The organism is Agrobacterium sp. 10MFCol1.1 (assembly GCF_000381165.1).
Classification (GTDB): Bacteria; Pseudomonadota; Alphaproteobacteria; order Rhizobiales; family Rhizobiaceae; genus Agrobacterium; species Agrobacterium tumefaciens.
Genome location: NZ_KB906072.1, coordinates 826,939 through 852,012, shown reverse-complemented (window position 1 = coordinate 852,012; position 25,074 = coordinate 826,939). Strand labels below are relative to the sequence as shown.

Below are 25,074 nucleotides of genomic sequence, written 5' to 3'. Positions count from 1 at the left end.
CTTTTCATATCCAGCCTTCGGAGAGGTTTCGGTTTGAGTATGGACCCAGCAATCGAACTCGTGGGCATCGATAAAAAATTCGGTGCCGTTCACGCTAATAAGAATATCAACCTGACCGTTGCCAAGGGTACGATCCACGGCATCATCGGGGAAAACGGTGCCGGAAAATCGACCCTGATGTCGATCCTCTACGGTTTTTACCAGGCAGATGCCGGTGAAATCCGGGTAAACGGCGCGCCGGTATCGATCCGCGACAGCCAGGCTGCGATCAGTGCGGGCATCGGCATGGTGCATCAGCATTTCATGCTGGTGGAAAATTTCACCGTGCTGGAAAACGTCATGCTGGGCGCGGAAGGCGGAGCATCGCTTGCCAAGGGCAGGGCGGCTGCGCGCAAGGAGCTGAAGCGCCTTGAAGACGACTACGGGCTGGAAGTCGATCCGGATGCGGTGATCGAAGAACTGCCGGTCGGCCTGCAACAGCGCGTCGAAATCCTGAAAGCCATGTATCGTGGCGCCGAAATCCTGATCCTCGACGAGCCGACCGGCGTTCTCACGCCTGCGGAAGCCGATCATCTTTTCAAGATCCTCGGTGTCCTGCGTGAGCAGGGCAAAACCGTCATCCTCATCACCCACAAGCTGCGCGAGATCATGGCGATCACGGATTCCGTCTCCGTCATGCGCCGCGGCGAAATGGTGGCGACCCGCAAAACCTCCGAAACCAGCGTTGAGGAACTGGCCGAACTGATGGTCGGCCGTCGCGTGCTGCTGCGGGTGGAAAAAGGCGAGACGACGCCGGGCGAGGTTCTCCTTTCCATCCGTAATCTGACCGTCAAGGACAGCCGGGGCGTCACCATGGTGGACGATGTCTCGCTGGATGTCCGCGCCGGTGAAATCGTCGGCATCGCCGGTGTGGCCGGCAATGGCCAGTCCGAACTTCTCGAAGCGATCGCTGGCATCCGCAAGCCTTACTCGGGAGAGATATGGGTGGCCGGGCAGAAGGTTGACCGACCCGATCCGTCCATTCTGCGCGAACTCGGTCTCGCACATATTCCGGAAGACCGGCACCATATGGGGCTGGTGCTGAAATTCGAGGAATATGAAAATTCCATACTCGGCTATCACCATGACGAGCGATACGGCAAAGGCCCTTTCCTCAACCCCGAGGCCATCCGCAAGGATGCAGTCGAAAAGATCGAGAAATACGATATCCGCCCGCCGAACCCGCAGCTGAAGACCGCCAATTTTTCCGGCGGCAACCAGCAGAAGATCGTCGTTGCCCGCGAAATCGAGCGTGACCCCAAGATGCTGATCATCGGCCAGCCGACCCGCGGTGTGGATATCGGCGCCATCGAATTCATCCATCGCCGCATCATCGAAATGCGCGATGCCGGCAAGGCGATCTTGCTGGTTTCGGTTGAACTCGATGAAATCCGTTCCCTTTCGGACCGGATCATGGTCATGTTCGCCGGGCGTGTCGTTGGAGAAAAAACGGCGGAAGCCGAAGAACAGACGCTGGGCCTGATGATGGCCGGCATCGCCGCATGAGGCATGAATGAGCACCGCTTCCGTACCCCTGCCAAACTGGATCACCTACGGCCTCCTGCCGTTTTTAAATGTAGTTACCGCATTTCTGATTTCCGGCCTCGTCGTCTGGTCGATCGGTGAAAATCCGCTCGCGGCGCTTCGCCTGCTCATCGAAGGTGCGCTAGGTCGTGGCGATGCCATCGGCTTCACGCTGTTTTATACGACGAGTTTCATCTTCACCGGCCTATCTGTGGCGGTCGCCTTCCATGCCGGTCTGTTCAACATCGGTTCTGAAGGCCAGGCCTATATTGGCGGACTGGGCGCGGCGCTGGTGGCGCTGGCGCTCGACCGTTATGTGCCCTGGTATGTGACGATGCCCTTCGCCATCATCGGCGCTGCGGTTTTCGGCGCGGCCTGGGCGTTTATTCCGGCATGGCTGCAGGCAAAACGCGGTAGCCACGTCGTCATAACCACCATCATGTTCAACTTCATCGCTGCGGCGTTGATGGTCTATCTGCTGGTGAACGTGCTGATCGTGCCGGGCAAGATGGCGCCGGAAACGCGCACCTTTCTGCCAGGTGGGCAATTGCCGAAGCTCGACTGGCTGATGGCGCTGTTCGGCCTGAAGCTCGGGCCGGCGCCGTTCAACGTCTCCTTCATCATCGCACTGGTCATGTGTTTTCTCGTCTGGGTGCTGATCTGGCGCACCAAGCTCGGTTATGAGATGCGCACGCTCGGCGTCAGCCCCTCGGCCGCCGTCTATGCCGGCATTCCCTATGCGCGCACCGTCATCATCGCCATGCTCATTTCCGGCGGTCTGGCAGGTATGATGGCGCTGAACCCGGTCATGGGCGCGTCCGCCCGCTTGCAGGTGGAATTTGTCGGCGGTGCGGGTTTCGTCGGCATCGCCGTCTCGCTGATGGGGCGAAGCCACCCGCTCGGCATTCTGTTTTCGGCGCTGCTGTTCGGCATTCTCTATCAGGGCGGTGCAGACCTCTCTTTCGAGATGCCGAATATTACCCGTGAGATGATCGTCGTCATCCAGGGTCTGGTTATCCTGTTTGCCGGCGCGCTCGAATACATGTACCGGCCGGCGATCGTCCGCATCTACCAGCGCTTGGCAAAGGGGTGAGCTGATATGGATTTCTTCGATATGCTGGTCAGCATTCTCGGCTCGACCGTCCGTCTCACCATCCCGCTTCTGTTTACGGCGCTTGCCGGGCTGTTTTCCGAACGCGCGGGCGTGTTCGATATCGGCCTTGAAGGCAAGATGCTGGCGGCAGCCTTTGCTTCGGCTTGTGTCGCCTATCTCACCGCAAATCCCTGGGCAGGCCTGCTTGCGGGCATCGCCGTCTCCATCCTGTTTTCGCTGATCCACGGCTTTGCCGTCATCACAAATCGCGGCAACCAGATCGTTTCGGGCGTGGCGCTTAACTTCATTGCCGCCGGTCTGACGGTGGTTCTGGGGCAGGCGTGGTTCGGGCAGGGCGGGCGCACGCCGCAATTGCCGGGCGAAGGCCGTTTCGCACCGATCATCCTGCCTGGTGCGGATGCGATGCGCGAAGTGCCTTTCATCGGCCCGCTCTACGCCAATGTCATTTCCGGCAACAATATCCTGACCTATCTCGCCTTTCTGGCAGTGCCGCTGTCCTGGTGGGTGCTTTACCGCACCCGTTTCGGCCTTCGCCTGCGCGCGGTGGGTGAAAATCCGGGCGCGGTCGATACGGCGGGCATTTCGGTGACATGGATGCGTTACCGCGCCGTCATCGTTGCCGGCTTCCTCTGCGGTTTCTCGGGCGCCTATCTCGCCGTTGCGCAATCGGCGGCCTTCATCGCCAACATGTCGGCCGGCAAGGGCTATATCGCACTCGCCGCGCTGATCTTCGCGAAATGGAAGCCGGTGCCGGTCATGTTCGCATGCCTGCTCTTCGGTTTCCTGGATGCTTTCGCCAACTTCATGCAGGGCAAATCCGTGCCGGGTATCGGTGAAGTGCCGGTGCAGATTTTCCAGGCCATGCCCTATATTCTGACCTGCATCCTGCTTGCCGGTTTCATCGGCGTCGCCAAGCCCCCCAAGGCCGGTGGCGTTGCCTATGCGAAGGAGCGTTAAATCCATGTCCCGTGAACCAATGTCCCATCAGTTGTTCGAGGCAGCGGTGGAGGCCATGGCCTTTGCCCATGCGCCCTATTCGAAATTCCCTGTCGGTGCGGCAATCCGCGCTGAAGACGGTAAGATCTACAAGGGCGCCAATATCGAGAACCTCTCCTTCCCTCAAGGCTGGTGCGCCGAGCCTTCGGCCATCAGCGCCATGATCATGGGTGGAGCAAAGAAGATAAGCGAGATCGCCGTCATCGCGGAAAAGCTTGCTCTTTGCCCGCCCTGCGGCGGCTGCCGGCAGAAGATCGCCGAATTCGCCTCGCCAGACACCAAGGTCTATCTCTGTGACGAAACCGGTGTTCAGAAGGTCATGACCATGGATGAACTTTTGCCCTTCAGCTTCAAGACCGAGCTGCCCTGATGCCGGATACGCTGATCGATATTCTGGTGGAGCGTCTGAATGGCCTGATGCCGCGCATCGCCATCGTGCTGGGCTCAGGCCTGGGGTCGCTGGTGGACGAGGTCAGCGATGCGATCCGCGTGCCCTATGCCGAACTTCCCGGTTTCCCTGCAAGCGGCGTTTCCGGCCATGCGGGCGAGTTGGTGGCCGGATATCTTGGTGGCGAGCCGGTGATGATGCTGTCCGGCCGGGTGCACTATTACGAAAAAGGCGATCCGGCCGCCATGCGCGCGGTCATTGAGGCGCTCGCCGGTCTTGGCGTGCAGTCGCTCATCCTCACCAATTCTGCAGGCTCGGTCAGGCAGGACATACCGCCCGGCTCGGTCATGCAGATCACCGATCATATCAATTATTCCGGCATGAACCCGCTGATTGGCGAAGAGAGCGACAACCGCTTCGTCGGCATGACCACGGCTTATGATCCGGACCTGATGCTCGCCATGCGTAATGCCGCGATCCGCGCGACGGTGCCCTTGTTCGGCGGCGTCTATATGTGGTTTTCCGGCCCGAGCTTCGAAACGCCGGCGGAAATCCGCATGGCGCGGCTGCTGGGTGCGGATGCCGTCGGCATGTCCACCGTGCCGGAAGTCATCCTCGCCCGCTTTTTCGGGATGCGCGTTGCCGCCGCATCGGTTATTACCAATTACGGTGCCGGCATGACTGGCGCTGAACTGAGCCATGAGGAAACCAAGGACATGGCCCCGGTGGGCGGCAAGAGGCTTGCCGCCATCTTGAAAGAAATGATCGCAGGAGGAGCGTGACCATGGAACTCCAGCGTCCGCGCGAAGCGGCTGCCCTGACACTATCCTTGCTGGACCTGACCAACCTCAAGGAAGACTGCACGCCCGAGCAGATTGCTGCTTTGTGCCAGAGGGCTCATACCGAATACGGCAATACCGCCGCGATCTGCATCTGGCCGCGTTTCGTCGCCCAGGCGCGTGCCGCTTTCGGAAAAGACCATGCGATCCGTATCGCCACGGTCGTCAATTTTCCGTCGGGCGATCTGGATGTTGCGACCGTGGTGGCGGAGACCGAGGCGGCTATCCGCGACGGTGCCGACGAAATCGATCTGGTCATCCCCTATCGTAAGTTCATAGCAGGCGATGAAACGGCTGTTTCCGAGATGGTGGCTGCCGTACGCAAGGTCTGCGTCGCACCCGTTCTTCTCAAGGTCATTCTCGAAACCGGCGAGCTGAAGGACAAGGCTCTCATTCGTCGTGCTTCCGAACTCGCCATTGCCGAAGGGGCCGATTTCATCAAGACCTCAACAGGCAAGGTCGCCATCAACGCCACGCTGGAAGCCGCCGATATCATGTTGCAGGCGATCCGCGACAGCAGGCAGAAGGTGGGCTTCAAGCCTGCCGGCGGTGTCGGCACGGTGGAAGACGCCACGCTTTATCTGCGGCTGGCGGAAACAATCATGGCGCCCGACTGGGCCATGCCGTCCACGTTCCGCTTCGGCGCTTCCGGCGTTCTCGATGATGTCCTGAACGTGCTGGCCGGTGGCGAACCGGCCAAGGCCGCCAGCGGGTATTGAGCTTGATCCCGCAGGAAATCATCCGCCGCAAACGTGATGGCCTGTCTCTTGCGCCGCAGGAGATTGCCGCTTTTATCGAGGCGCTGTCCAAGGACGGCATATCGGAAGGCCAGGCCGCTGCTTTTGCCATGGCGGTGTTTTTCCGGGGTATGAACCGCGACGAGATGGTGGCGCTGACACTCGCCATGCGCGACAGCGGTGATGTCCTGTCCTGGAACGATATTGGCAGGCCGGTAGCGGACAAGCACTCGACCGGCGGCGTCGGCGACAATGTCTCCCTGATGCTTGCCCCGATCGTTGCCGCCTGCGGTCTTGCGGTGCCGATGATTTCCGGCAGGGGTCTTGGCCATACCGGCGGCACGCTCGACAAGCTGGAAGCGATCCCCGGTTACGATGTGATGCCGGACGAAGCCCTGTTCCGCCGGACGGTCAAGACGGTCGGCTGTGCCATCATCGGCCAGACGGGCGATCTCGCCCCCGCAGACAAGCGCCTCTATGCTATCAGGGACGTGACTGCGACGGTGGATTCCATCCCGTTGATCACCGCCTCCATTCTGTCTAAGAAGCTTGCGGCCGGACTTCAGACGCTGGTTCTGGATGTGAAGGTCGGCAACGGCGCTTTCATGCAGAGTGTGGAGGATGCCCGTAATCTCGCCGTCGCGCTGGTCGATGTGGCAAATGGCGCAGGCTTGCCGACGACGGCTCTTATAACCGACATGAACCAGCCGCTTGGCGATGCCGCAGGCAATGCGGTCGAAATCGTCAATTGCCTGGACTTTCTGGCTGGCCGCAAGGCGGGAACACGTCTCGAAAAGGTGGTTCTTGCCTTTGCTGCGGAAATGCTGGTGCAAGCGGGCAGCGCGGCCACTCTGGATGAAGGCGAGGTGCTGGCTGAGGCCGCCCTTTCCTCCGGGCGTGCCATGGAAGTCTTTGCGAAAATGGTCGCAGCACTTGGCGGGCCTGCGGACTTTGTCGATCATCCATCGCGTTACCTGCCATCGGCGCCGGTTATTCTCCCGGTTTCGGCTGAGCGCAGCGGCTGGCTGGCATCCTGTGCGACGCGCGATCTCGGCATGGTCGTTGTCGAGCTTGGCGGCGGCAGAAGAATGCCGTCAGACAAGATCGACCCCTCGGTCGGGATCTCCGATATCCTGCCGCTTGGCACAAAAGTGGAAAAAGGCGAACCAATCGCCTGCGTCCATGCGGCCTCTAAGCAAGAAGCGGAACTTGCCGTCAAAAGGATTACGGCCTGCTATGGGGTTGCTGACACTGCGATGGAAACCAGCACTGTGGTCCTCGAGCGAATTACCTGACCAGCCTCATTTCGCCACCCGATACCTTGAATGACGATAGTTGTTTCAGGAAGCTCATGCCAACAAGCATGTTGCTCAACGCATTATCTTTCAGCACCATGGCGTCGACATTCTGAACGCGGATCGTGCCGATTTCCACCCGGTCGAGCTTCAGATAGGCCGCCATGGTCTGGCCGTTGGCGGTTGAGATCGGATATTTGAAATCGAGGCTGTTGACGCCGAAACCGAGCCGCCGGGCGATCGTCTCATTGATGGCAACCATGGAGGCGCCGGTATCGACAAGCCCGTCGAAAGATTTGCCGTTGATACGGAAGGCGGCGTTGAAGTGGCCGCGTGCGTCCGCTTTCAGATTGACGCCACCAAGCGAAACGGGCTCCGGTTTGACGGCTTCCGATTTGACTTCGGCTTTTTCCACCTTGGCTTCCGGGCGCGGCTGAAATTTTTCAACCAGCGCCGGAATCTGCGTGGCGCTGACCGAAAGACCGATAAGCAGAAAAATCGTACGCGCCAGCAAGTCGTCGCTCCTGAGAAAGCAGGGTTATCCCTATGCAGAATAGACGCAAAACATGCTGAAATCTTAAAAGAAAAAGCCATTCGCCGCTTGTTGGTCGGCGAATGGCTCAAACGGTTAAGCGATGATGAACGGTGTTATTTCGTGCCGTACATGCGGTCGCCGGCATCGCCGAGGCCGGGAACGATATAACCCTTTTCATTCAGCTGCTTGTCGATTGCGGCAGTATAGATCGGCACGTCGGGATGCGCTTCACGGAAATTCTTGATGCCTTCGGGTGCAGCCAGCAGACACAGGAAGCGGATGTTCTTCGCGCCCCGCTCTTTCAGCTTTTCAACCGCAGCGATGGAGGAATTGCCGGTCGCCAGCATTGGATCGACGACGATGATAAGGCGGGCATCGAGGCTTTCAGGAGCCTTGAAGTAATATTCGACCGCCTCCAGCGTATCGTGATCGCGATACACACCGATATGCGCAACACGCGCCGAAGGCACGAGCTCGAGCATGCCTTCCAGAAGGCCGTTGCCGGCACGCAGGATGGAGGCGAAAACCAGCTTCTTGCCCTCCAGCACCGGAGCCTCGATGGTTTCGAGCGGCGTATCGATGGTTTCCATCGTCATTTCAAGGTCGCGCGTCACTTCATAGCAGAGCAGCGTCGAGATTTCCCTGAGCAGGCGGCGGAAGCCGGCTGTCGAGGTTTCCTTCTTGCGCATGATGGTAAGTTTGTGCCGCACCAGCGGATGTTCGATGACTGTGACGCCGTCCATGAAACTGGCCTTCCTTTTTTATCCTGTGCCCCTGTAATTCACCGAAAGCAGGCTTTTCGCAAGCCTTCTTCGCGGTTTTACCCCGCCAACCGATGCCTAGTGGCCATCGAGTTTCGCAAGCAGCCGGGCGCGTGTGACTTCATCCACAAAGGCGCTTTCCAGTGCGGTTCGGGTCATGCGGTTGATCTCGGCATCGCTGAAACCGAAAGCATCCGCAGCCAGCGCATATTCCCGGGCAAGCGAGGTAAAGAAGAATGGCGGATCGTCGGAACTGATGCAGACGCGCACCCCGGCATCGCGCAACGCCCTCAGCGGATGGCTGCCGAAATCGGGATAAACGTTGAGCGCGATATTTGATCCGGGGCAGACCTCAAGCACTGTTCCCGCCTCAACCAGCCGATCGACGAGAGCGGCGTCTTCGATGGCGCGCACGCCATGGCCGATGCGCGACGGCTTTACGAGATCGAGCGCATCGACGACGCTTTCCGGTCCGCAGACCTCACCCGCATGGATGGTCAGCCCAAGGCCGGCATCGCGGGCAATGTCGAAGGCGCGTGCGTAATCGGCGACGCGGCCCATGCGCTCCTCGCCCGCCATGTTGAAACCGGTCACCAGCGGGTGTTTCGTCCGTGCTGCATATTCAGCCGCCGCGATGACCCGTTCAGGACCGAAATGCCGCTCGCCGGTCACGATGATGCGGGTTTCGATACCGGTCTTTTCTTTCGCGATCCGGATGCCCTCGGCGATACCGGAGAGATAGGCGTCAGCGCCGAGCCCGATGCGGTCGCCATGATCGGGCGAGATGATGAGCTCGCTATAGATCGTATTGGCCTCGGCAAGTTCGGTCAGATAGGTTTGCGTCAGAACCGCATAGTCCTCATCGGTCTTGAACACCTGCGCCACTGCATCGTAGCACTGGATGAATTGCGCAAAATCCGACCAGACGTACTGGCCGTCGCGCAGAAAGCTACTGGTGTCTATGCCGTATTTCTCGGCCTGTTTTGCGACGAGGGCAGGGGGTGCCGCACCTTCCAGGTGGCAGTGAATTTCCGCTTTCAGCAAATGCGATGTCAAATGAAGCTCCTGCCGTGCGAACCGGCCTCGATACCTAGATGGTGGGCGATGCTTTCGCCGATGTCGGCGTAGCTTGAACGAATGCCGACATCGCGTGAGCGGATGCCAGGCCCGAATGCCATGATCGGCACTCTTTCCCGTGTATGGTCCGTGCCCCGCCATGTGGGATCGCAACCATGGTCAGCGGTAAGAATAGCGATGTCGCCCGGCGCCATTTTGCGATGGATTTCCGGAATGCGCGCATCGAAGGCTTCAAGCGCCGCCGCATAACCGGCAACATCGCGTCGATGGCCGTAGAGCATGTCGAAATCGACGAAATTGGTGAAGACAAGATCGCCGTTTTCGGCTTCGTCAATAGCGTGCAGCGTTGCATCCATCAGGGCGCTGTTGCCATTTGCCTTGATGATGCGCGAGACACCCTTGTGGGCATAGATATCGCCGATCTTGCCGATCGCGTGCACTTTCCTGCCAGCCTCCACAAGGCGGTCGAGCAACGTCGGTTCGGGCGGCGGAACGGAGAAGTCGCGGCGGTTGCCGGTGCGTTCGAAGGTTGCGACCGTCTCGCCGATGAAGGGACGGGCAATGACACGGCCGATATTCAGCGGATCGAGCAGCTTGCGCACCGTCTCGCAGAGCGTGACGAGCCGCTGCAATCCGAAATGGGTCTCGTGCGCGGCGATCTGGAACACGGAATCGGATGAGGTGTAGCAGATCGGCTTGCCGCTCTTGATATGCTCTTCGCCAAACTTCGCGATGATCTCGGTGCCGGAAGCGTGGCAATTGCCGAGAATGCCTGGAATATCCGCTTGCGTGCAGATGGCTTCCACCAGTTCGGGAGAAAAGGCGTCGCCTTCTGTCGGGAAGTAACCCCAGTCGAAGGTGACGGGCGTGCCCGCGATCTCCCAATGCCCTGAGGGCGTATCCTTACCCTTCGATATTTCGCTGGCAGAGCCATGCAGGCCGAAAATACGCTCTGGCGGTTCCATGCCGGCGGGAATGTCGCCGCTTGATTGTCGTGCAATCTCCAGAAGACCAAGCGAAGACATGTTGGGCAGCTTCAGCGGACCCGCCCGAAGGCCCGGCCTGTCGGCAGCACCTGCCGCGCAGAATTCGGCGATATGACCGAGCGTATTGGCGCCAAGGTCGCCATAATGCTCCGCGTCAGGCGCACCGCCGACACCGAAGGAATCCAGAACGAGAAGAAATGCTCTTGCCATAACTCACCGAAACGAAAATGCGCCGACGGGCAATGTCAGGCCGAACTGTCGTTATAGATCAGCAAAACGTGAAGAAGGAAGTGATTTTATGAACCATCCGGTAAAACCGGCTGTTCAATCCTCTTCCCGTTTCGATTTCGGGGCGTTGAGATTGCGCAGCACGTACCAGCCAGCGGCAATTACCATGGCCGCCAGAATGTACCATGTGATGGCGTAGGACAGGTGGTTGTTGGGGAAGGTGAGCATGGTCTTGCCACCGACCGGTAGGCCACCCGGATTGGGCGTCGCATCGGCATCGACATAAAAGGGCGCCACGCCGGAAAGGCCGGATGCCTGCGATATCTGCGGGATATTGCGGGAGTACCAGCGCCGATTTGCCGGATCGTTGGTTCGAAGGAAAAGCCCGCCGGTTTCTGACGCGCGCATCAGCCCGACGATCTCGACCTGCCCGCTTGGCTCCCCTTCCCGGCGCGAGGATGGATCGCGTTTGTCGGAAGGCACGAAGCCGCGATTGACGATGATATTCGATCCGTCATCGCGTCTCAGCGGCGTCATCACCCAGTAGCCGGGCCCGAGATCGCTGACCGTATAGACCTGGACCTCCTTGTCGTTGAGGAGGGTGCCGGACAGTTTCACGCGGCGATATTCATAGTGCGCGGGGTCTGCAAGGGCCGGCCATTCGCGGGCTGCCGGTGCATCCACAGGTGCGGCATGGGCGCGAGCTTCGACGCGTTCGATGAGATCGAGCTTCCAGAAGAGGCGTTGAACCTGCCATGTTCCAAGCGCCAGCAGGAAGCCTGTCAGTACAATAGTCAGAAGCAGGACGACGATTGCTGCGGGGCGGACGCGTCGCGTGTGCGGGGCGGTTGTCGACGGATCGGTCATGGTTTCACAGTCCTTGCAAGGCCATGCGGTTTGCTACGGCAACACTGTCGGCTGTCGGCATCCGGGTCTTCCAGCAAATAACCCCATAAATCGCGCCGACGATTCATGGGGTTATGCGCTGCGGGATCGTGTGCTGGCGCAGAAAGCGGCCTGCCGGAAATCCGGCAGGCCGTTGATCTATGGTTGCTCAGGGCAGGTTTTTCACATCCTCGATGTGCAGCGGCATCATGTTCTTGTTCATGTTGTACATGACCCAGAGTGAGCCGGAGAGCGTGATCAGCAGCACCACGACGGTGAAGATCAGCGCCATGAAGGTCCAGCCGCCTTCGGATTTGGTGTCCATGTGCAGGAAGTAGATCATGTGCACGAAGATCTGGATGACGCCGAGACCCATGATCGCGATGACCAGCAGCGTCTTGTTTTCAAGAACGTCGCCCATGACCAGCCAGAACGGGATCGCCGTCAGGATGACCGACAGGACGAAGCCGATCATGTAGCTTTTGAACGTGCCGTGGCTGGCGCCATCATGGTGATGATGGTCGTCGCCATGCGCGTCGTGGTGTGCGTGTGCTTCGGAACTCATCAAAGAACTCCCATGAGATAAACGAAGGAAAAGACGCCGATCCAGATGACGTCAAGGAAGTGCCAGAACATCGACAGGCACATCAGGCGACGCTTGTTTGCGGCGATCAGACCATGTTTTGCGACTTGGAACATCAGTGTGACGAGCCAGATCACGCCGAAGGTGACGTGCAGACCGTGCGTACCAACCAGCGCGAAGAAGGCGGAAAGGAACGCCGAACGCTGTGGACCTGCACCTTCTTCGATCAGGTGATGGAACTCGTAAAGTTCCACGGCGAGGAAGGCGAGACCGAAGAGACCGGTGATGCCGAGCCAGATCAGCGTCGTCTTCACCTTCTGCTTTTCCATTTCCAGCATGGCGAAGCCATAGGTGATGGAAGAGAAAAGCAGGAAAGCGGTGTTGATCGCCACAAGCTTCAGATCGAACAGATCTGCGCCCGAAGGGCCGGCCGCGTAGTTGCGGCCGACAACGGCATAGGTGGCAAACAGCGTTGCGAAGATGAGGCAGTCGCTCATCAGATAGAGCCAGAAGCCCAGCGAGGTGCCGTTCTCCGGATGGTGGTCTTCTTTCAGGTAGAAGACCGGTGTTTCCGCGCCCGCGGCGCTTTGTGCAGGTGTATGAGCCATATTCGTTACGCCTGTTCCGCAAGCAGCTTCGTACGTTCCGCCTCGACTGTCGAAACATCGGAGGCAGGAATGTAGTATTCGCGGTTGTAGTTGAAGGTATGGGCGATCGAGACCGCGATGATGGCGAGCATGGACAGAGCCGCCAGCCACCAGATGTGCCACACCAAGGCAAAGCCAAGAACGACGCTGATGGCACTGATGATTACGCCCGCACCGGTGTTCTTCGGCATATGGATCGGTATGAAGCCTTCCTTGGGACGGTCGTAACCGCGCTTCTTCATATCCGCCCAGGCGTCGACGTCATGCACAACCGGCGTGAAAGCGAAGTTGTAGGCAGGCGGAGGGGACGAGGTCGACCACTCCAGCGTACGCCCATGATAGGGATCGCCGGTCACGTCACGGAGCTGATCGCGCTTCAAGAAGCTGACGATGAGCTGGATGACGAAGGAAGCGATGCCAAGCGCGATCAGGAAGGCGCCGAAGGCTGCGATCAGGAACCAGATCTGGAGCGAATTGTCCTCGAACTGGCTGATACGGCGGGTCACACCCATCAGGCCGAGAATGTAGAGCGGCATGAAGGCGAAGTAGAAGCCGATGAACCAGAACCAGAAGGACAGCTTGCCCCAGAACGGATCCAGGCGGTAGCCGAAGGCCTTCGGGAACCAGTAAACGATACCCGCAAGCACACCGAACACCACGCCACCGATGATGGTGTTGTGGAAGTGGGCGATGAGGAACAGCGAGTTGTGGAGCACGAAGTCCGCCGGCGGAACAGCGAGAAGAACGCCGGTCATGCCGCCGATGACGAAGGTGATCATGAAACCGATCGTCCACAGCATCGGAACGTCGAACTTGATGCGGCCCTTGTACATGGTGAAGAGCCAGTTGAAGATCTTCGCACCGGTCGGGATCGATATGATCATCGTGGTGATGCCGAAGAAAGCGTTGACGCTTGCGCCGGAACCCATGGTGAAGAAGTGGTGCAGCCAAACGATGTAGGCGAGGATGGTGATGACACCCGTCGCATAGACCATCGAGGCATAACCGAAAAGACGCTTGTTGGAGAAGGTCGAGACGATTTCCGAGAAGACGCCGAAGGCCGGCAGCACCAGGATGTAAACTTCGGGATGGCCCCAGATCCAGATGAGGTTGACATACATCATCGGGTTGCCGCCGAGATCGTTGGTGAAGAAATTCGTGCCAACGTAACGGTCAAGGGTCAGAAGGGCGAGCGTGCCGGTGAGGATCGGGAAGGATGCCACGATCAGGATGTTCGAACACAGCGACGTCCAGACGAAGATCGGCAGGCGCATCATGGTCATGCCAGGTGCGCGCATCTTGATGATCGTGACGATCAGGTTGATACCAGAGAGCGTCGTGCCCACACCGGCGATCTGCAGACCCCAGATGTAATAATCCACACCCACGCCCGGACTTCCGTCGATGCCGGAAAGCGGCGGATAGGCAAGCCAGCCAGTCTGCGCATATTCACCGATGAATAGCGAGATCATGGTGATGACGGCGCCGGCCGTGGTCATCCAGAACGAGAAGTTGTTGAGGAAGGGGAACGAAACGTCGCGGGCGCCGATTTGCAGCGGCACGACGAAGTTCATGAGACCGGTGATCATCGGCATGGCCATGAAGAAGATCATGATGACGCCATGGGCCGTGAAAATCTGGTCGTAATGGTGCGGCGGAAGATAGCCTTCCGATCCGCCGGAGGCGATCGCCTGCTGGACGCGCATCATGATGGCATCTGCGAAACCGCGCAGCAGCATGACGAGTGCCAGAATGATGTACATGATACCGATCTTCTTGTGATCGATGCTCGTGAACCATTCATTCCAGAGATAACCCCACAGCCGGAAATAGGTGAGGGCGCCGACGACGGCGATGCCGCCAAGAGCCACTGCCGCGAAGGTCGCGACGAGAATGGGCTCGTGAAGCGGGATGGACTCCCATGTCAGCTTCCCGAACAGGAATGACGTTTGATCGGAATTGACGATCATTTTTAGCCTCTTGCGATTCTAAGACATAAGATCGGCGCAGCCATTGGCCGCGCCGCATAATGCCGGGACTTATCCGTCAGCCAGCGACTTGTTTCGTTTCCGGCAGCGCCGCGGGTTCGAAAGTCTGTCCTTCGATCGCAGCCGGAGTGGATTGGGGTCCGCTGGCGACACCGTAAGGTGAAAGCGGTGTACAGACGACGGAGTTCAGCGCCTTGGCGATATCGATGCCTTCCTTGCCGCCGCCGCCCTTGGCGTCGATATGCATCATGTCACGCATGCAGAGCTTGTTGGGCTCGACACAGCGGTTGAGGATGGCATCGTAAAGCTGCGGATCGACGGAGGCGAAATATTGCACCGGCTCACGTTCCGAAGGCTTGGCAAAGTCGAGATATTCCTGGCGACCGAAGCCTTTGCCGCCATCCTTGATCTTCGCAACCCACTGATCGAAGCCCTGCTGGCTGAGACCATGGAACTTGAAGCGCATATGCGAGAAGCCGGGGCCGGAGAAGTTGGCCGAGAAGCCGTCATAAACGCCTTCCTTGTTGATGACCGCGTGTAGCTTGGTCTGCATGCCACCCATGGCGTAGATCTGGCCGGCGAGTGCGGGAACGAAGAACGAATTCATCGCGGTCGTGCCGGTGATCTTGAAGTTGATCGGAACATCGACCGGAGCTGCGAATTCATTGACGCTGCCAATGCCGAGCTCGGGGTAGAAGAACAGCCACTTCCAGTCCATGGCCACCACTTCCACCGTAAGCGGCTTGGTTTCGGCGGTAACCTGACGGTTTTCGTCGATACGCTCCAGCGGGCGGTAGGGGTCGAGACGGTGGGTGGAAATCCAGGTCACAGTGCCTAGCATCAGGATGATGGCGACCGGGGCGGACCAGATCACCATTTCAAGGCGCGTCGAGTGATGCCACTCGGGATCGTAATCCTCGGCCTTCGCCGATTCGCGATACTTCCATGCGAAGAACAGCGTCAGGGCGATAACCGGGACGATGATGAGCAGCATCAGAACCGTGGACGTGATGATGAGGTCGCGCTGCTGGATGGCGACGTCGCCCGAAGGGTTCATCACCACGAGGTTACAGCCGCTAAGCAGCAGCAGTGCGGGGATTACCAGAAGGGCAGATGTGATTTTCTTGATCATGCGCACGTTCTTTGAACTCGTACAGTTTGGATTATGCCGCGATTAATTGCCGAACATCATTTTTGAAATGAGGTATATTGTCGCGGTGCAGCGAAACCTTCGCGATGCACCATAGGCTTAGCGGAGCCACGTTTGATGGCGGAGCGGCTGCATTATCGCATAGGGAGCTTGCGGGGCAAGCCTTTCTTATCAAACTTCAATTGACGTTACGTAGGGTGCGTGTGACAATCCGTCGCATCGTAACGCTAAGGAAGAGGAGCCGGCGCGTTACAGGAAATGGTTCGTCCATGACGCAGGAGGGATATTATGAGTTATACTGATGCTGCTCCATCTTTTGGGCAGGCGCCGGAAGCGAAGGGACATGGGACCGATCCGGTCAAGGTCGATCCGGATCGCATTACAATTGCTGTCATTCTTGCGAGAATGACGGAGTTTTTCGACTTTTTCATCTACGCCATCGCCTCCGCGCTCGTTTTTCCGCATGTCTTCTTTTCCTTCGTCGATCCGCTGACGGCGACGCTTTATTCCTTTGCCGTCTTCTCGCTGGCCTTCATCGCTAGGCCGATCGGTTCATTGATCTTCCTCCAGATCGACCGAAAGTTCGGCCGTGCCGTCAAGCTGATGGCGGCCCTGTTCACGCTTTGCGGTTCCACGATGGCGATCAGCTTTCTTCCGTCCTATGCGGAAGCCGGCATGCTTGCCCCCTGTCTTCTGGCGGTATTCCGTATCGGTCAGGGACTTGGTCTCGGCGGTGCCTGGGATGGTCTTGTCTCGCTCCTCGCCATGAACGCACCGCCGAAGCAGCGCGGCTGGTACGCCATGATGCCGCAAATTGGTGCGGCGATGGGCTTTGGTCTTGCCAGCGCATTCTTCATCGTGTTCGTGACGCAGCTCTCCAGCGCGGAATTCTTGGCCTGGGGCTGGCGTTTCCCGTTCTTCGTTGCACTGGCGCTCAATGTTCTCGCGCTCTTTGCCCGCCTGCGCATGATTGTCACGCCGGAATTCCAGTCCATGCTGGCACAGCATGAGCTGGAGCCGCGCCCCGTGTTCAAGATGCTGCGCTCGCAGTTTCCGGTCGTGCTGACGGGCGCTTTCGTGCCGCTGGCAAGCTTCGCGCTCTTCCATCTTGTCACGGTCTTCCCGCTGAGCTGGGTTTCCCTCAATACCACCCAGCGGGTTTCGGACTTTCTGTTCGTGCAATTCGTCAGCGCCATCATCGCCGGCGGCATGATCGTCGTGTCTGGTATTCTCGCCGACAAAATCGGCCGGCGGAAGCTGCTGGCTTTTGCCGCAGTGCTGATCGGTCTTTTTAGCCTCGTGGCACCGCTCCTGCTGAGTTCGGGCGATATAGGGCGTTATCTTTTCGTCTTGGTCGGCTTTGCATTGCTTGGCCTGTCCTTCGGCCAGGCGGGCGGTGCGCTCGCCTCCCGCTTCAGCCGCGAATACCGTTATACCGGCGCTTCGCTCACCTCGGATATTTCCTGGCTGATCGGCGCTGGTTTTGCACCGCTCGTGGCGCTCGGATTTTCGTCCAAATTCGGACTGTTTGCGGTCGGCATTTACCTGATGTCGGGTGCAGTCTGTACACTGGTCGCACTGTGGTTCAGCCGAACACTGGACATGCCCTCGGAGTGAACAGGGCAATATAAACACCTCTGCAGCCATCGCGCCGCGGAATCCTGTCGGATTTCGCGGCGTTTTTGTTTTTTTATTGCGTGGGACCGATTTTAATCTTGACTCGGCCCATCATGAAATATTATGTAAGCAATACTGACGTAATTCAATGTGTCTCACTGCCGGAAATGCCGGCCATCAGGGAACGCAATGCGAACGATGACGATCATTATTTGCGAGAAAGCGGCCAATGCCGCCACGCCGTTTGGCGGCCGCAAAACGACCGTTCGCGCCATTAAACGCCGATAAGCAGAAAAGAAGAGGAGCAGCCAGGTCGCCTGCGGCTCCGCCCGCAGAGTGCCGGCTGACGCGCCGGGTTTCGGGAAAAGGGCGATGCCGCGCGGAATGCGCAACGAGAGGAGAGAACCTTGAGCGTGACGGAGCAAAAATTCGGCCTTTACGATGCGGCTTTTGAGAAAAGCAGCTGTGGCGTCGGTTTCATCACCCGCAAGGACGGCGTGCAGACGCATGATGTGCTGAAGCGCGGTCACGAGGCGCTCTGTGCCGTGCCGCATCGCGGCGGCATGTCGGCGGAGGGCGTGGGTGATGGTGCTGGCGTGTCGCTCGATCTTTCACTCTCATTTTTCCGGAAGCTGACGGGCAACGATTCCTTGCAAGCCGGCCGGTTCGGCGTCGGCAATTTTTTTCTGCCGCAGAACCCTGCTTTTCATGACCAGGCGATCGGCATCATCTGCAGTGCTCTGGAGGAACAGGGCTTCTCGATCCTGCTCGTCCGCAATGTACCGGTGAATGACGCGGCCATCCGCGCGGCCGCCATTTCCTATCAATTGCCGATCCGGCAATGGGTCTTTTCGGCGCCAGCGGAATGCGCAACCCTTGCCGAGTTCGACTGGCGTATTCACAAGGCGCTGCTCGCTATCGAGGCGCTTGCCTATACTGCGCCGGAACTTGCCGGTTTTTATCCGCTGTCGCTCAGCGCACGCACGCAGGTTCTGAAAGGGCGTTTGAACTCGCATGAGGTCATGCCCTATTTCTGCGACCTGACCGATCCGCGCCATGAAGTGCATACGATGTATTTCCACACGCGGTTTTCCACAAATACGGATCCGCACCCCTCCATGGCGCAGCCCTTTCGGCTGATGGCGCATAATGGCGAACTCAACACTGACAAGAAGAACCGGCTATCGGAAGCGGCCGTGGCGTTGGCGAAAAATGCCAGCATCATCCGGCCGAAGGGCCAGTCTGACAGCTGCCGTCTGGACCAGACATTGCAGGCGCGGGTGATGGAAGACGGTCTCGACCTCGTCACCGCCGTCGTTTCGATGATGCCGCCTGCCTGGGAAAACGACGACACGCTCTCGCCCGGCGTCAAGGCGATGCTGGAATATTTCTCGCTCTACGAGGAGAAGAATGACGGCCCGGCTGCGCTGATTTTTGGCGACGGTACCATCATCGGCGCACGGCTCGATCGCCTCGGCCTGCGCCCGCTGCGGACCGTCGAGACAGACGATTATCTCTGCGTCATGTCGGAGGCGGGGCAGATCGCCTTTCCGGCCGAAAGCGTCATTCGTCGCGGTCGCATCGAGGCCGGCGGCATGCTTTATTACGACCACGCCGAACGGCGCGCCTTTTCCACCGTCGAGGCGTTGGAGCTTCTGGCGGCGCGGAGGGACTACCCGTCGCTATTGTCTGAAGCGCGCGTCATGCTTGCGGATTTGCCGGAGGTGCCCGCCGAAAAGCAGGGATCGCCGCTTCGATACAACGGCGATCTGGAACGGCATCAGCGTTATGTCGCCTATTCGCACAATCAGGAAAGCTTCAAGTTCCTGATGGATCCGATGCTGGCGTCGGGTGCTGAAAAAATCTCGGCCATGGGTTATGGCAATGCCATCAACGCGCTCTCCGATCAGGAAGGCGGGGTCGCCAAATATTTCTCGCAACGCTTTGCGCAGGTCACCAACCCCCCGCTCGACAGCATTCGTGAGGCCGATGGCATGACGCTGCGCGTGGCGCTCGGCGCAAAGCCGAATAGCGGTGCGAAAGCGGCCCGCCAGATTGTCGTGCACTCCCCGATCCTGACCCATCTCGACATGCTGCGCATTCGCGAGCAGTCGGAGACGCCAGTTCGTCGTTTCGAGATGCTTTATACGCCGATCTTTGATGCTGCGAGTGCCAACGAAGCGACCTTGCGTCAGGCGATAGATGGCCTCTGCGGTGAGGTTGTGGCTTTCGCGGCCGGGGAGGGCGGTATTGCCGTCGTCACTGACCGGCACGTTTCGGCAGGTCGTGCGGCCTTGCCTATGATCATGGTCGTCTCCGCCATCAACCAGCGGCTGATCGAGGAGGGTCTGCGGCTACGCGTGTCCCTGATCGTTGAAAGTGGGCAATTTTCCTCCTCGCATCACATCGCGGCGGGCCTTGGTTTCGGGGCTTCGGCTGTCTACCCACTCGGCGTGCAGTTCCGTGCCGAGGAGAAATTCGGCGCCGATGCTGATAAGGCCTTCAAGCGTTTTGCCAAGGCGGCTGAAAAGTCGCTGATGAAGACCATGGGCAAGGTCGGGCTGTGCACGGCGGAAAGCTATATTGGCGGCGAGTTCTTCGAACCGAACTTCCTCGACACCAACGATCCTGTGCTGAAGCGTTATTTCCCCAATGTTAGGACCCCGGTCGGTGGCGTTACCTTCGCTGTCATCGCGCAGGCGGTGTCGGACTGGCATCGAAAGGCGCTGTCGGTAAAGGGTGAAAACGACATTCCGCTGCTCGGTCTCTTCAAGGAGCGCGCCGAAGGTGCTGGCCATTCCTATGGCACGACGGCGGTTCGCGGTTTCGTCGATATGACGGAGGAAAAAATCGGTTTCGACAAGGGAACCGACAACGAAGAGGCGCTGCGTCTCCTGCCGCTCAACCGGCTGGAGGATGCTTTCGGCCTCAACGATGCGGCCTATTATCACAACAGCTTCGACCGGCTGACGCCCGAAGCAATCGACGCTTTCGAGGTAACGCCGGGTTACCGCGCCTTCGCACGCATGATGGTCGAAGAAAGGGCCCGCCGTCCGGCAGCCCTGCGTGATGTTCTGGAATTGCCGGCTGATGTGACCTTTGCCGGTTCGGCCGAAGAATTCCGCCGCGAGATGGGGCGCTTTTCCAGACGTGGCAACAACAGCTTCATGGTGCGCGGATTGCTCTGCGAAAGTGCCGGGGAAGGCGCGTTCCGGCTGCAATTGACCGGCCCGCACGGTCATGAGCTTGCCCGGCTTGCCGCACTCGGTCAGTCGCTGCTCGATCGTTTCGGTGGGGATATTGCTGGCCATTGGCTGGAGGGCGGCGCGCTTCTGGTTCAGGCGAAGGGTGAAGCATTCACCTATCTGTCGCTGATCCGCACCGCACCTGACAGCATTGCGCTCGACGCTGTGCAAAAGGCGAGTGAGATCACCAAGACCCTCGCTTCGGGTGCGATGAGCCATGGCGCGCTGGTCGCAGCCGCCCATGAGGCGGTGGCGCATGGCACCAATATGGTTGGCGGCATGTCGAATTCGGGGGAGGGCGGCGAGCATATTTCCCGTTACGGCACCATCCGCGCCTCGCGCATCAAGCAGTTCGCGTCTGGCCGTTTTGGTGTCTGGGCGGGTTATCTTGCCGACCCGATGCTGGAGGAAATAGAGATCAAGATCGGCCAGGGTGCAAAGCCCGGCGAGGGCGGGCAATTGCCGTCTCCCAAGGTAACGGTGGAAATAGCCGCGGCCCGTGGCGGCACCCCAGGCGTCGAGCTGGTTTCGCCGCCGCCGCACCATGATACCTATTCGATCGAGGATCTGGCCCAGCTTATCCACGACGCCAAGGCGGCGCGCGTGCGCGTCATCGTCAAGCTCGTTTCGTCGGAGGGCATCGGCACGATTGCAGTCGGTGTTGCGAAAGCGGGTGCGGATGTCATCAATGTTGCCGGCAATACCGGTGGCACGGGTGCGGCCGCTGTCACCAGCCTCAAATATACCGGCCGCGCGGCGGAAATCGGCATCGCCGAGGTGCATCAGGCGCTTTGTGCCACAGGCCTTCGTGCCAAGGTGCTGCTACGCTGCTCCGGCGCGCACCAGACGGCGAGCGACGTGGTGAAATCGGCCCTTCTCGGCGGCGACAGCTTCGAGTTCGGCACCACGGCGCTGATGATGCTGAAATGCGTCATGGCGAAGAACTGCAACATCAAGTGCCCCGCCGGCCTCACCACCAATCAGGAAGCCTTCAACGGCGATCCACGCGCGCTGGCGCAATATCTCATGAACATCGCCCATGAAACCCGCGAGATCTTGGCCGCACTCGGGCTGCGCTCGCTGCGCGAAGCTCGGGGCCGCTCCGATCTTCTTCACCTCCTCGATCATCCGGCGAGTGTCGGCCAGCTTGACCTGCGGGCGATGCTTTCGGTGGTGGAGGAAGTGAAGATCGACAGCCCGGTCTATATGGAAAAGAACTTCGCGCTGGACGATGCCTTCATTGAACTCGTGCGCTCGGCTCTGATCGACAGCAGACGGGAAAACATCGAGCTTGGCGGCAACCGCTTCCTCAACAATTGCAACAAGAGTGTTGGCGGCCAGCTCGCCGTCGATATCGAGCGCTTGCTGAACCACGAACTTTCCGACGAAGAGGCGGATGCGCTTCCGGCTGTGAAGCGGGATAGCCGTGGCCGCCGTTTTCTGGAGGCTGGGTCGGTGCGCATCGACACATCAGGTTCAGCCGGGCAGTCCTTCGGCGCTTTCTGCAATGACGGCATGGTCATGGTCCATACCGGTACCTGCAATGATGGCGTCGGCAAAAGCGCCTGCGGCGGCACCATTGTAGTGCGCTCCCCCGGTGGCGGTTCGCAAGATGCTGATGGCAATGTGCTGGTCGGTAATTTTGCATTGTTCGGCGCCACCGGCGGTCGCACTTTCGTGGAAGGGCAGGCGGGCGACCGTTTTGCGGTGCGCAATTCGGGTGCGACAGCCGTTGTCGAAGGTGTGGGCGACTTCGCCTGCGAATATATGACCAATGGCGCTGTGCTTAACCTCGGCAGTTTCGGCAAGGGTTTCGGCAACGGCATGAGCGGCGGCTTCGTCTATCAATATGACCCTTACGGCGATCTGCCGAAGAAGGTGAGCCATGATTCCATCCTGCTCGGCTCCATCACCGGCGAGGACGAACAGGCATCTATCCACAATCAGGCCGTTCACCAGCTTTTGACCTGGCATGTCGACGAAACAGGGTCGGCCAAGGCCGCATGGATTCTGGAAAACTGGGAAAGCGAACAGCACAATTTCGTCTACGGCATGCCGCGCGCCCTGCTGCTTTATCAGGACAGCGACGAAATTCTGAAAGCCAAGCCCCGCAAGGAACTGCTGGAGGAACTGGCGTCCGCGCTTGCCGCCCATCAGGTGCGGAAGTTCAAGCTGGCTTATCGCGACCGCAAGGCCGTGTTGAACGGAACCGTCCCTGGTTATGGTGAGACGGATACGGAAGACATGTATGCGCTCATCAACAACTACACGGTTTTGAGCATGGCGCAGGCCATTGCTCTCCAACGGTTGCCGATGGCATCCGGTCCTTCCGATCCCGCCATCGAAAAAGCCGTGCGCAATCTCGTCCTCACGGAGGACTATGCGCTGATGCAGCGGCTGCTGAAATATGCGCGCGAGGCGCTTTCCGATCATGATGACGAGCAGCTTGCGGTGATGATCGCCGCCAAGCGGCTCGACGATTACAAGCAGGCGCTCGCGCGCCGCAACATCTGGTCGGTGGATAGTCCCGGCACCTATGGCTGGATCATTCAGCAGGACCGCAAAAACATCGAGAAGATCGGTCGTCTGCCGGGCTTTGAGGAGCTTTTCGCGGCGCGTGCCATTCCCGACCTTGCCACCGCATCCAGCCAGAACAGGGCAGCATGATGAAGATACCTTACATTCCTCAAGATGCCCCTTTCAATGGCGACCAGCGCGCCTGGCTATCCGGCTTCCTGGCCGGGCTTCATTCCCGCGCAGCAATGGGTATGGACACATCGGTTGCCGCTGCCGCTCCCAAGGCGGCGGCCAGCGTGCTGAACATTCTCTTTGGCACCCAGACCGGCAATGCCGAGGCGCTGGCGATGGATATAGCCGACGCCGCCCGTGCCCAGGGCATGCAGCCTGTGGTAACTGCCTTGGATGATGTGTCCATGGATAGTCTGGGCGCCATGAAGCGCGTCATTGTCGTCACCTCCACCTACGGCGAAGGTGAAATGCCTGACAATGCCCAGCTTTTCTGGGAGGCACTTTCCAACGAGGCCGCACCCCGGCTGGATGAGATGAACTTTGCCGTGCTTGCGCTTGGCGACACCGGTTACGATGGCTTCTGCCAGGCGGGTAAGCTCATCGATACCCGCTTCGAGCAGCTTGGCGGCAAACGGATGAAGACGCGTATCGATTGCGATATCGATTTCGAAGATGTCGCCGCCAACTGGATCGGCGAGACCCTGCCACTCGCGCTCGCCATCGATGGTGGCAATAAGGTGGCGGTTGTGCCGGCGATCGCCGAGGCGCCCGCGCGGGCAAAACAGGGCTGGAGCCGCAAGAACCCCTATGCCGCGCAGGTGAGCGTCAATCGCCTTCTTTCCGGGCCTGCTTCGTCCAAGGAAATTCGCCACTACGAATTTGATCTCGGCGAAAGTGGTCTCGACTATGAGGCGGGGGATGCTCTGGGCGTCGTTCCCCTAAACGACCCGAAACTAGTGGGCGCGCTGCTCGAACGCTTCGGAGTGAGCGCGGATGGCGAAGTCGTCGGACTCGACCGTCCGGTCGGCGATGCGCTTCTCAATATGTTCGAGATATCGACACCGTCGCGTGAACTGGTCGCCGAGATCGGCAAGCGCGCAGGGCACGATGAACTCAGCCACATCCTTGCGAATGGAGACAGGGATCAGCTTGCCGCCTTTCTCTGGAGCAAGGATATTCTCGACCTGCTTAGTCTCGGTGAAAAACCCGTATTCGAGCTTGCTGAATTCGTGACGTTCCTGAAGCCGTTACAGCACCGCGCCTATTCGATCTCTTCCAGCCCTCTGGCCGCGCACAACAGCGTGCATCTGACAGTCGCCAGCGTGCGTTATCGCGCCGAAGGTCGCGAGCGTGGCGGCGTGTGCTCCACCTATCTCGCGGACCGGGTAGAAGCGGGGCAGAGTGCCGGGATTTTCGTCTCTCCGAACAAGGCGTTTCGCGTGCCTCAGGACAATGACGCACCTGTTATCATGGTGGGACCCGGCACGGGCATTGCGCCATTCCGGGCATTTTTGCAGGAACGGCAGGCGCGGGGCGCAAAGGGCCGGAACTGGCTGTTTTTCGGCGATCAGCACCGGCAGTCGGATTTCATCTACGAAGACGAACTTGGAAAGATGAGTCGCGATGGCGTGCTGACCCGTCTCGATCTCGCTTTCTCGAGGGATCAGGCCGAAAAGATCTATGTTCAGACCCGTATGCGCCAAAACGGCAAGGCACTCTATCAATGGCTCGAAGAGGGCGGCCATTTCTATGTTTGCGGCGACGCGACCCGCATGGCGAAGGATGTTGACGATGCCCTGCACCAGATCGTTATTGACGAGGCGGGCATCTCTGCGGAAGCGGCAAGCGACTATGTAAACCGGCTGAAGCGCGAAAAACGGTATCTGCGCGATGTTTATTAGAGCAAAGCGC

Annotated in this window: 19 protein-coding genes and 1 pseudogene; 11 read left to right on the top strand and 9 right to left on the bottom strand. The window is 59.2% G+C overall.

Features of this window, described 5'->3' with window-relative positions; translation table 11 throughout:
* Positions 1–39 precede the first annotated feature (39 nt).
* Genes F617_RS0104445 through deoA form a run of 7 tightly spaced genes read left to right on the top strand, consistent with a single transcriptional unit; the run spans position 40 to position 6,932 of the window.
* Positions 40–1,545, top strand: a complete 1,506-nt coding sequence (locus F617_RS0104445) for an ABC transporter ATP-binding protein (RefSeq protein ID WP_003514394.1) — start codon at positions 40–42, stop codon at positions 1,543–1,545.
* A 7-nt stretch (positions 1,546–1,552) separates the two neighbouring features.
* Positions 1,553–2,656: an ABC transporter permease gene (locus tag F617_RS0104440; protein WP_003514397.1), complete on the top strand. Its 1,104-nt coding sequence runs from the start codon at positions 1,553–1,555 to the stop codon at positions 2,654–2,656.
* A gap of 6 nt (positions 2,657–2,662) precedes the next feature.
* The gene (locus F617_RS0104435; RefSeq protein ID WP_003514401.1) at positions 2,663–3,634 is read left to right on the top strand and encodes an ABC transporter permease; all 972 of its coding nucleotides are present in this window, start codon (positions 2,663–2,665) and stop codon (positions 3,632–3,634) included.
* 19 nt (positions 3,635–3,653) lie between these two features.
* Entirely contained in the window at positions 3,654–4,043 is a 390-nt protein-coding gene (locus F617_RS0104430) for a cytidine deaminase (protein WP_019564546.1), read from the top strand.
* Positions 4,043–4,843: a purine-nucleoside phosphorylase gene (locus tag F617_RS0104425; RefSeq protein WP_003514406.1), complete on the top strand. Its 801-nt coding sequence runs from the start codon at positions 4,043–4,045 to the stop codon at positions 4,841–4,843. Before F617_RS0104430 ends, F617_RS0104425 begins: the two co-directional genes overlap by 1 nt.
* A gap of 2 nt (positions 4,844–4,845) precedes the next feature.
* Entirely contained in the window at positions 4,846–5,619 is a 774-nt protein-coding gene (gene deoC / locus F617_RS0104420) for a deoxyribose-phosphate aldolase (RefSeq protein ID WP_003514408.1), read from the top strand.
* Positions 5,616–6,932 (top strand): thymidine phosphorylase, encoded by a 1,317-nt coding sequence (gene deoA / locus F617_RS0104415; RefSeq protein ID WP_019564545.1) that lies wholly within the window; start codon positions 5,616–5,618, stop codon positions 6,930–6,932. The genes deoC and deoA overlap by 4 nt, the downstream gene beginning before the upstream one ends.
* Here deoA and F617_RS0104410 read toward each other — a convergent pair.
* From F617_RS0104410 to F617_RS0104390, 5 genes are all read right to left on the bottom strand, one after another.
* Positions 6,925–7,446: a TIGR02281 family clan AA aspartic protease gene (locus F617_RS0104410; RefSeq protein WP_013635250.1), complete on the bottom strand. Its 522-nt coding sequence runs from the start codon at positions 7,444–7,446 to the stop codon at positions 6,925–6,927. The genes deoA and F617_RS0104410 overlap by 8 nt on opposite strands.
* 134 nt (positions 7,447–7,580) lie before the next feature.
* Entirely contained in the window at positions 7,581–8,210 is a 630-nt protein-coding gene (upp, locus tag F617_RS0104405) for a uracil phosphoribosyltransferase (RefSeq protein ID WP_003493096.1), read from the bottom strand.
* A 96-nt stretch (positions 8,211–8,306) separates the two neighbouring features.
* A complete protein-coding gene (locus F617_RS0104400) occupies positions 8,307–9,284 on the bottom strand; it encodes an adenosine deaminase (protein ID WP_019564544.1) in 978 nt (325 codons plus the stop codon).
* Positions 9,281–10,501 carry a phosphopentomutase gene (locus F617_RS0104395; protein ID WP_019564543.1) on the bottom strand — a complete coding sequence of 407 codons (1,221 nt, stop codon included), beginning with the start codon at positions 10,499–10,501 and terminating at the stop codon, positions 9,281–9,283. The genes F617_RS0104400 and F617_RS0104395 overlap by 4 nt, the downstream gene beginning before the upstream one ends.
* A gap of 114 nt (positions 10,502–10,615) precedes the next feature.
* Entirely contained in the window at positions 10,616–11,386 is a 771-nt protein-coding gene (locus tag F617_RS0104390; protein WP_019564542.1) for an SURF1 family protein, read from the bottom strand.
* Between the two features lie 90 nt (positions 11,387–11,476).
* Between F617_RS0104390 and F617_RS29135 the strand changes: the two are divergent.
* Positions 11,477–11,638, top strand: a pseudogene (locus tag F617_RS29135) (twin-arginine translocation signal domain-containing protein); the annotation flags it as partial.
* On the opposite strand, the gene cyoD reads toward F617_RS29135, so the two are convergent.
* The 4 genes from cyoD to cyoA all read right to left on the bottom strand — a co-directional run bounded on the left by cyoD (position 11,574) and on the right by cyoA (position 15,754).
* Positions 11,574–11,969 carry a cytochrome o ubiquinol oxidase subunit IV gene (gene cyoD / locus F617_RS0104385; RefSeq protein ID WP_003514416.1) on the bottom strand — a complete coding sequence of 132 codons (396 nt, stop codon included), beginning with the start codon at positions 11,967–11,969 and terminating at the stop codon, positions 11,574–11,576. The pseudogene F617_RS29135 and the gene cyoD overlap by 65 nt on opposite strands.
* Positions 11,969–12,595: a cytochrome o ubiquinol oxidase subunit III gene (cyoC, locus tag F617_RS0104380; protein ID WP_003514417.1), complete on the bottom strand. Its 627-nt coding sequence runs from the start codon at positions 12,593–12,595 to the stop codon at positions 11,969–11,971. Before cyoC ends, cyoD begins: the two co-directional genes overlap by 1 nt.
* Before the next feature lie 5 nt (positions 12,596–12,600).
* Complete coding sequence (cyoB, locus tag F617_RS0104375; protein WP_003514419.1) at positions 12,601–14,604, bottom strand: cytochrome o ubiquinol oxidase subunit I; 2,004 nt, start codon at positions 14,602–14,604, stop codon at positions 12,601–12,603.
* 76 nt (positions 14,605–14,680) lie between these two features.
* Positions 14,681–15,754, bottom strand: coding sequence for a ubiquinol oxidase subunit II (cyoA, locus tag F617_RS0104370; RefSeq protein WP_019564541.1), 1,074 nt, complete (start codon positions 15,752–15,754; stop codon positions 14,681–14,683).
* Between the two features lie 306 nt (positions 15,755–16,060).
* Between cyoA and F617_RS0104365 the strand changes: the two genes are divergently transcribed.
* The 3 genes from F617_RS0104365 to F617_RS0104350 all read left to right on the top strand — a co-directional run bounded on the left by F617_RS0104365 (position 16,061) and on the right by F617_RS0104350 (position 25,064).
* Positions 16,061–17,389 (top strand): MFS transporter, encoded by a 1,329-nt coding sequence (locus F617_RS0104365; RefSeq protein WP_003514422.1) that lies wholly within the window; start codon positions 16,061–16,063, stop codon positions 17,387–17,389.
* Positions 17,390–17,796: 407 nt separating this feature from the next.
* Complete coding sequence (locus F617_RS0104355) at positions 17,797–23,301, top strand: glutamate synthase-related protein (RefSeq protein WP_019564539.1); 5,505 nt, start codon at positions 17,797–17,799, stop codon at positions 23,299–23,301.
* Positions 23,298–25,064, top strand: coding sequence for a sulfite reductase subunit alpha (locus F617_RS0104350; protein WP_019564538.1), 1,767 nt, complete (start codon positions 23,298–23,300; stop codon positions 25,062–25,064). Before F617_RS0104355 ends, F617_RS0104350 begins: the two co-directional genes overlap by 4 nt.
* The last annotated feature ends 10 nt before the right edge of the window (positions 25,065–25,074 follow it).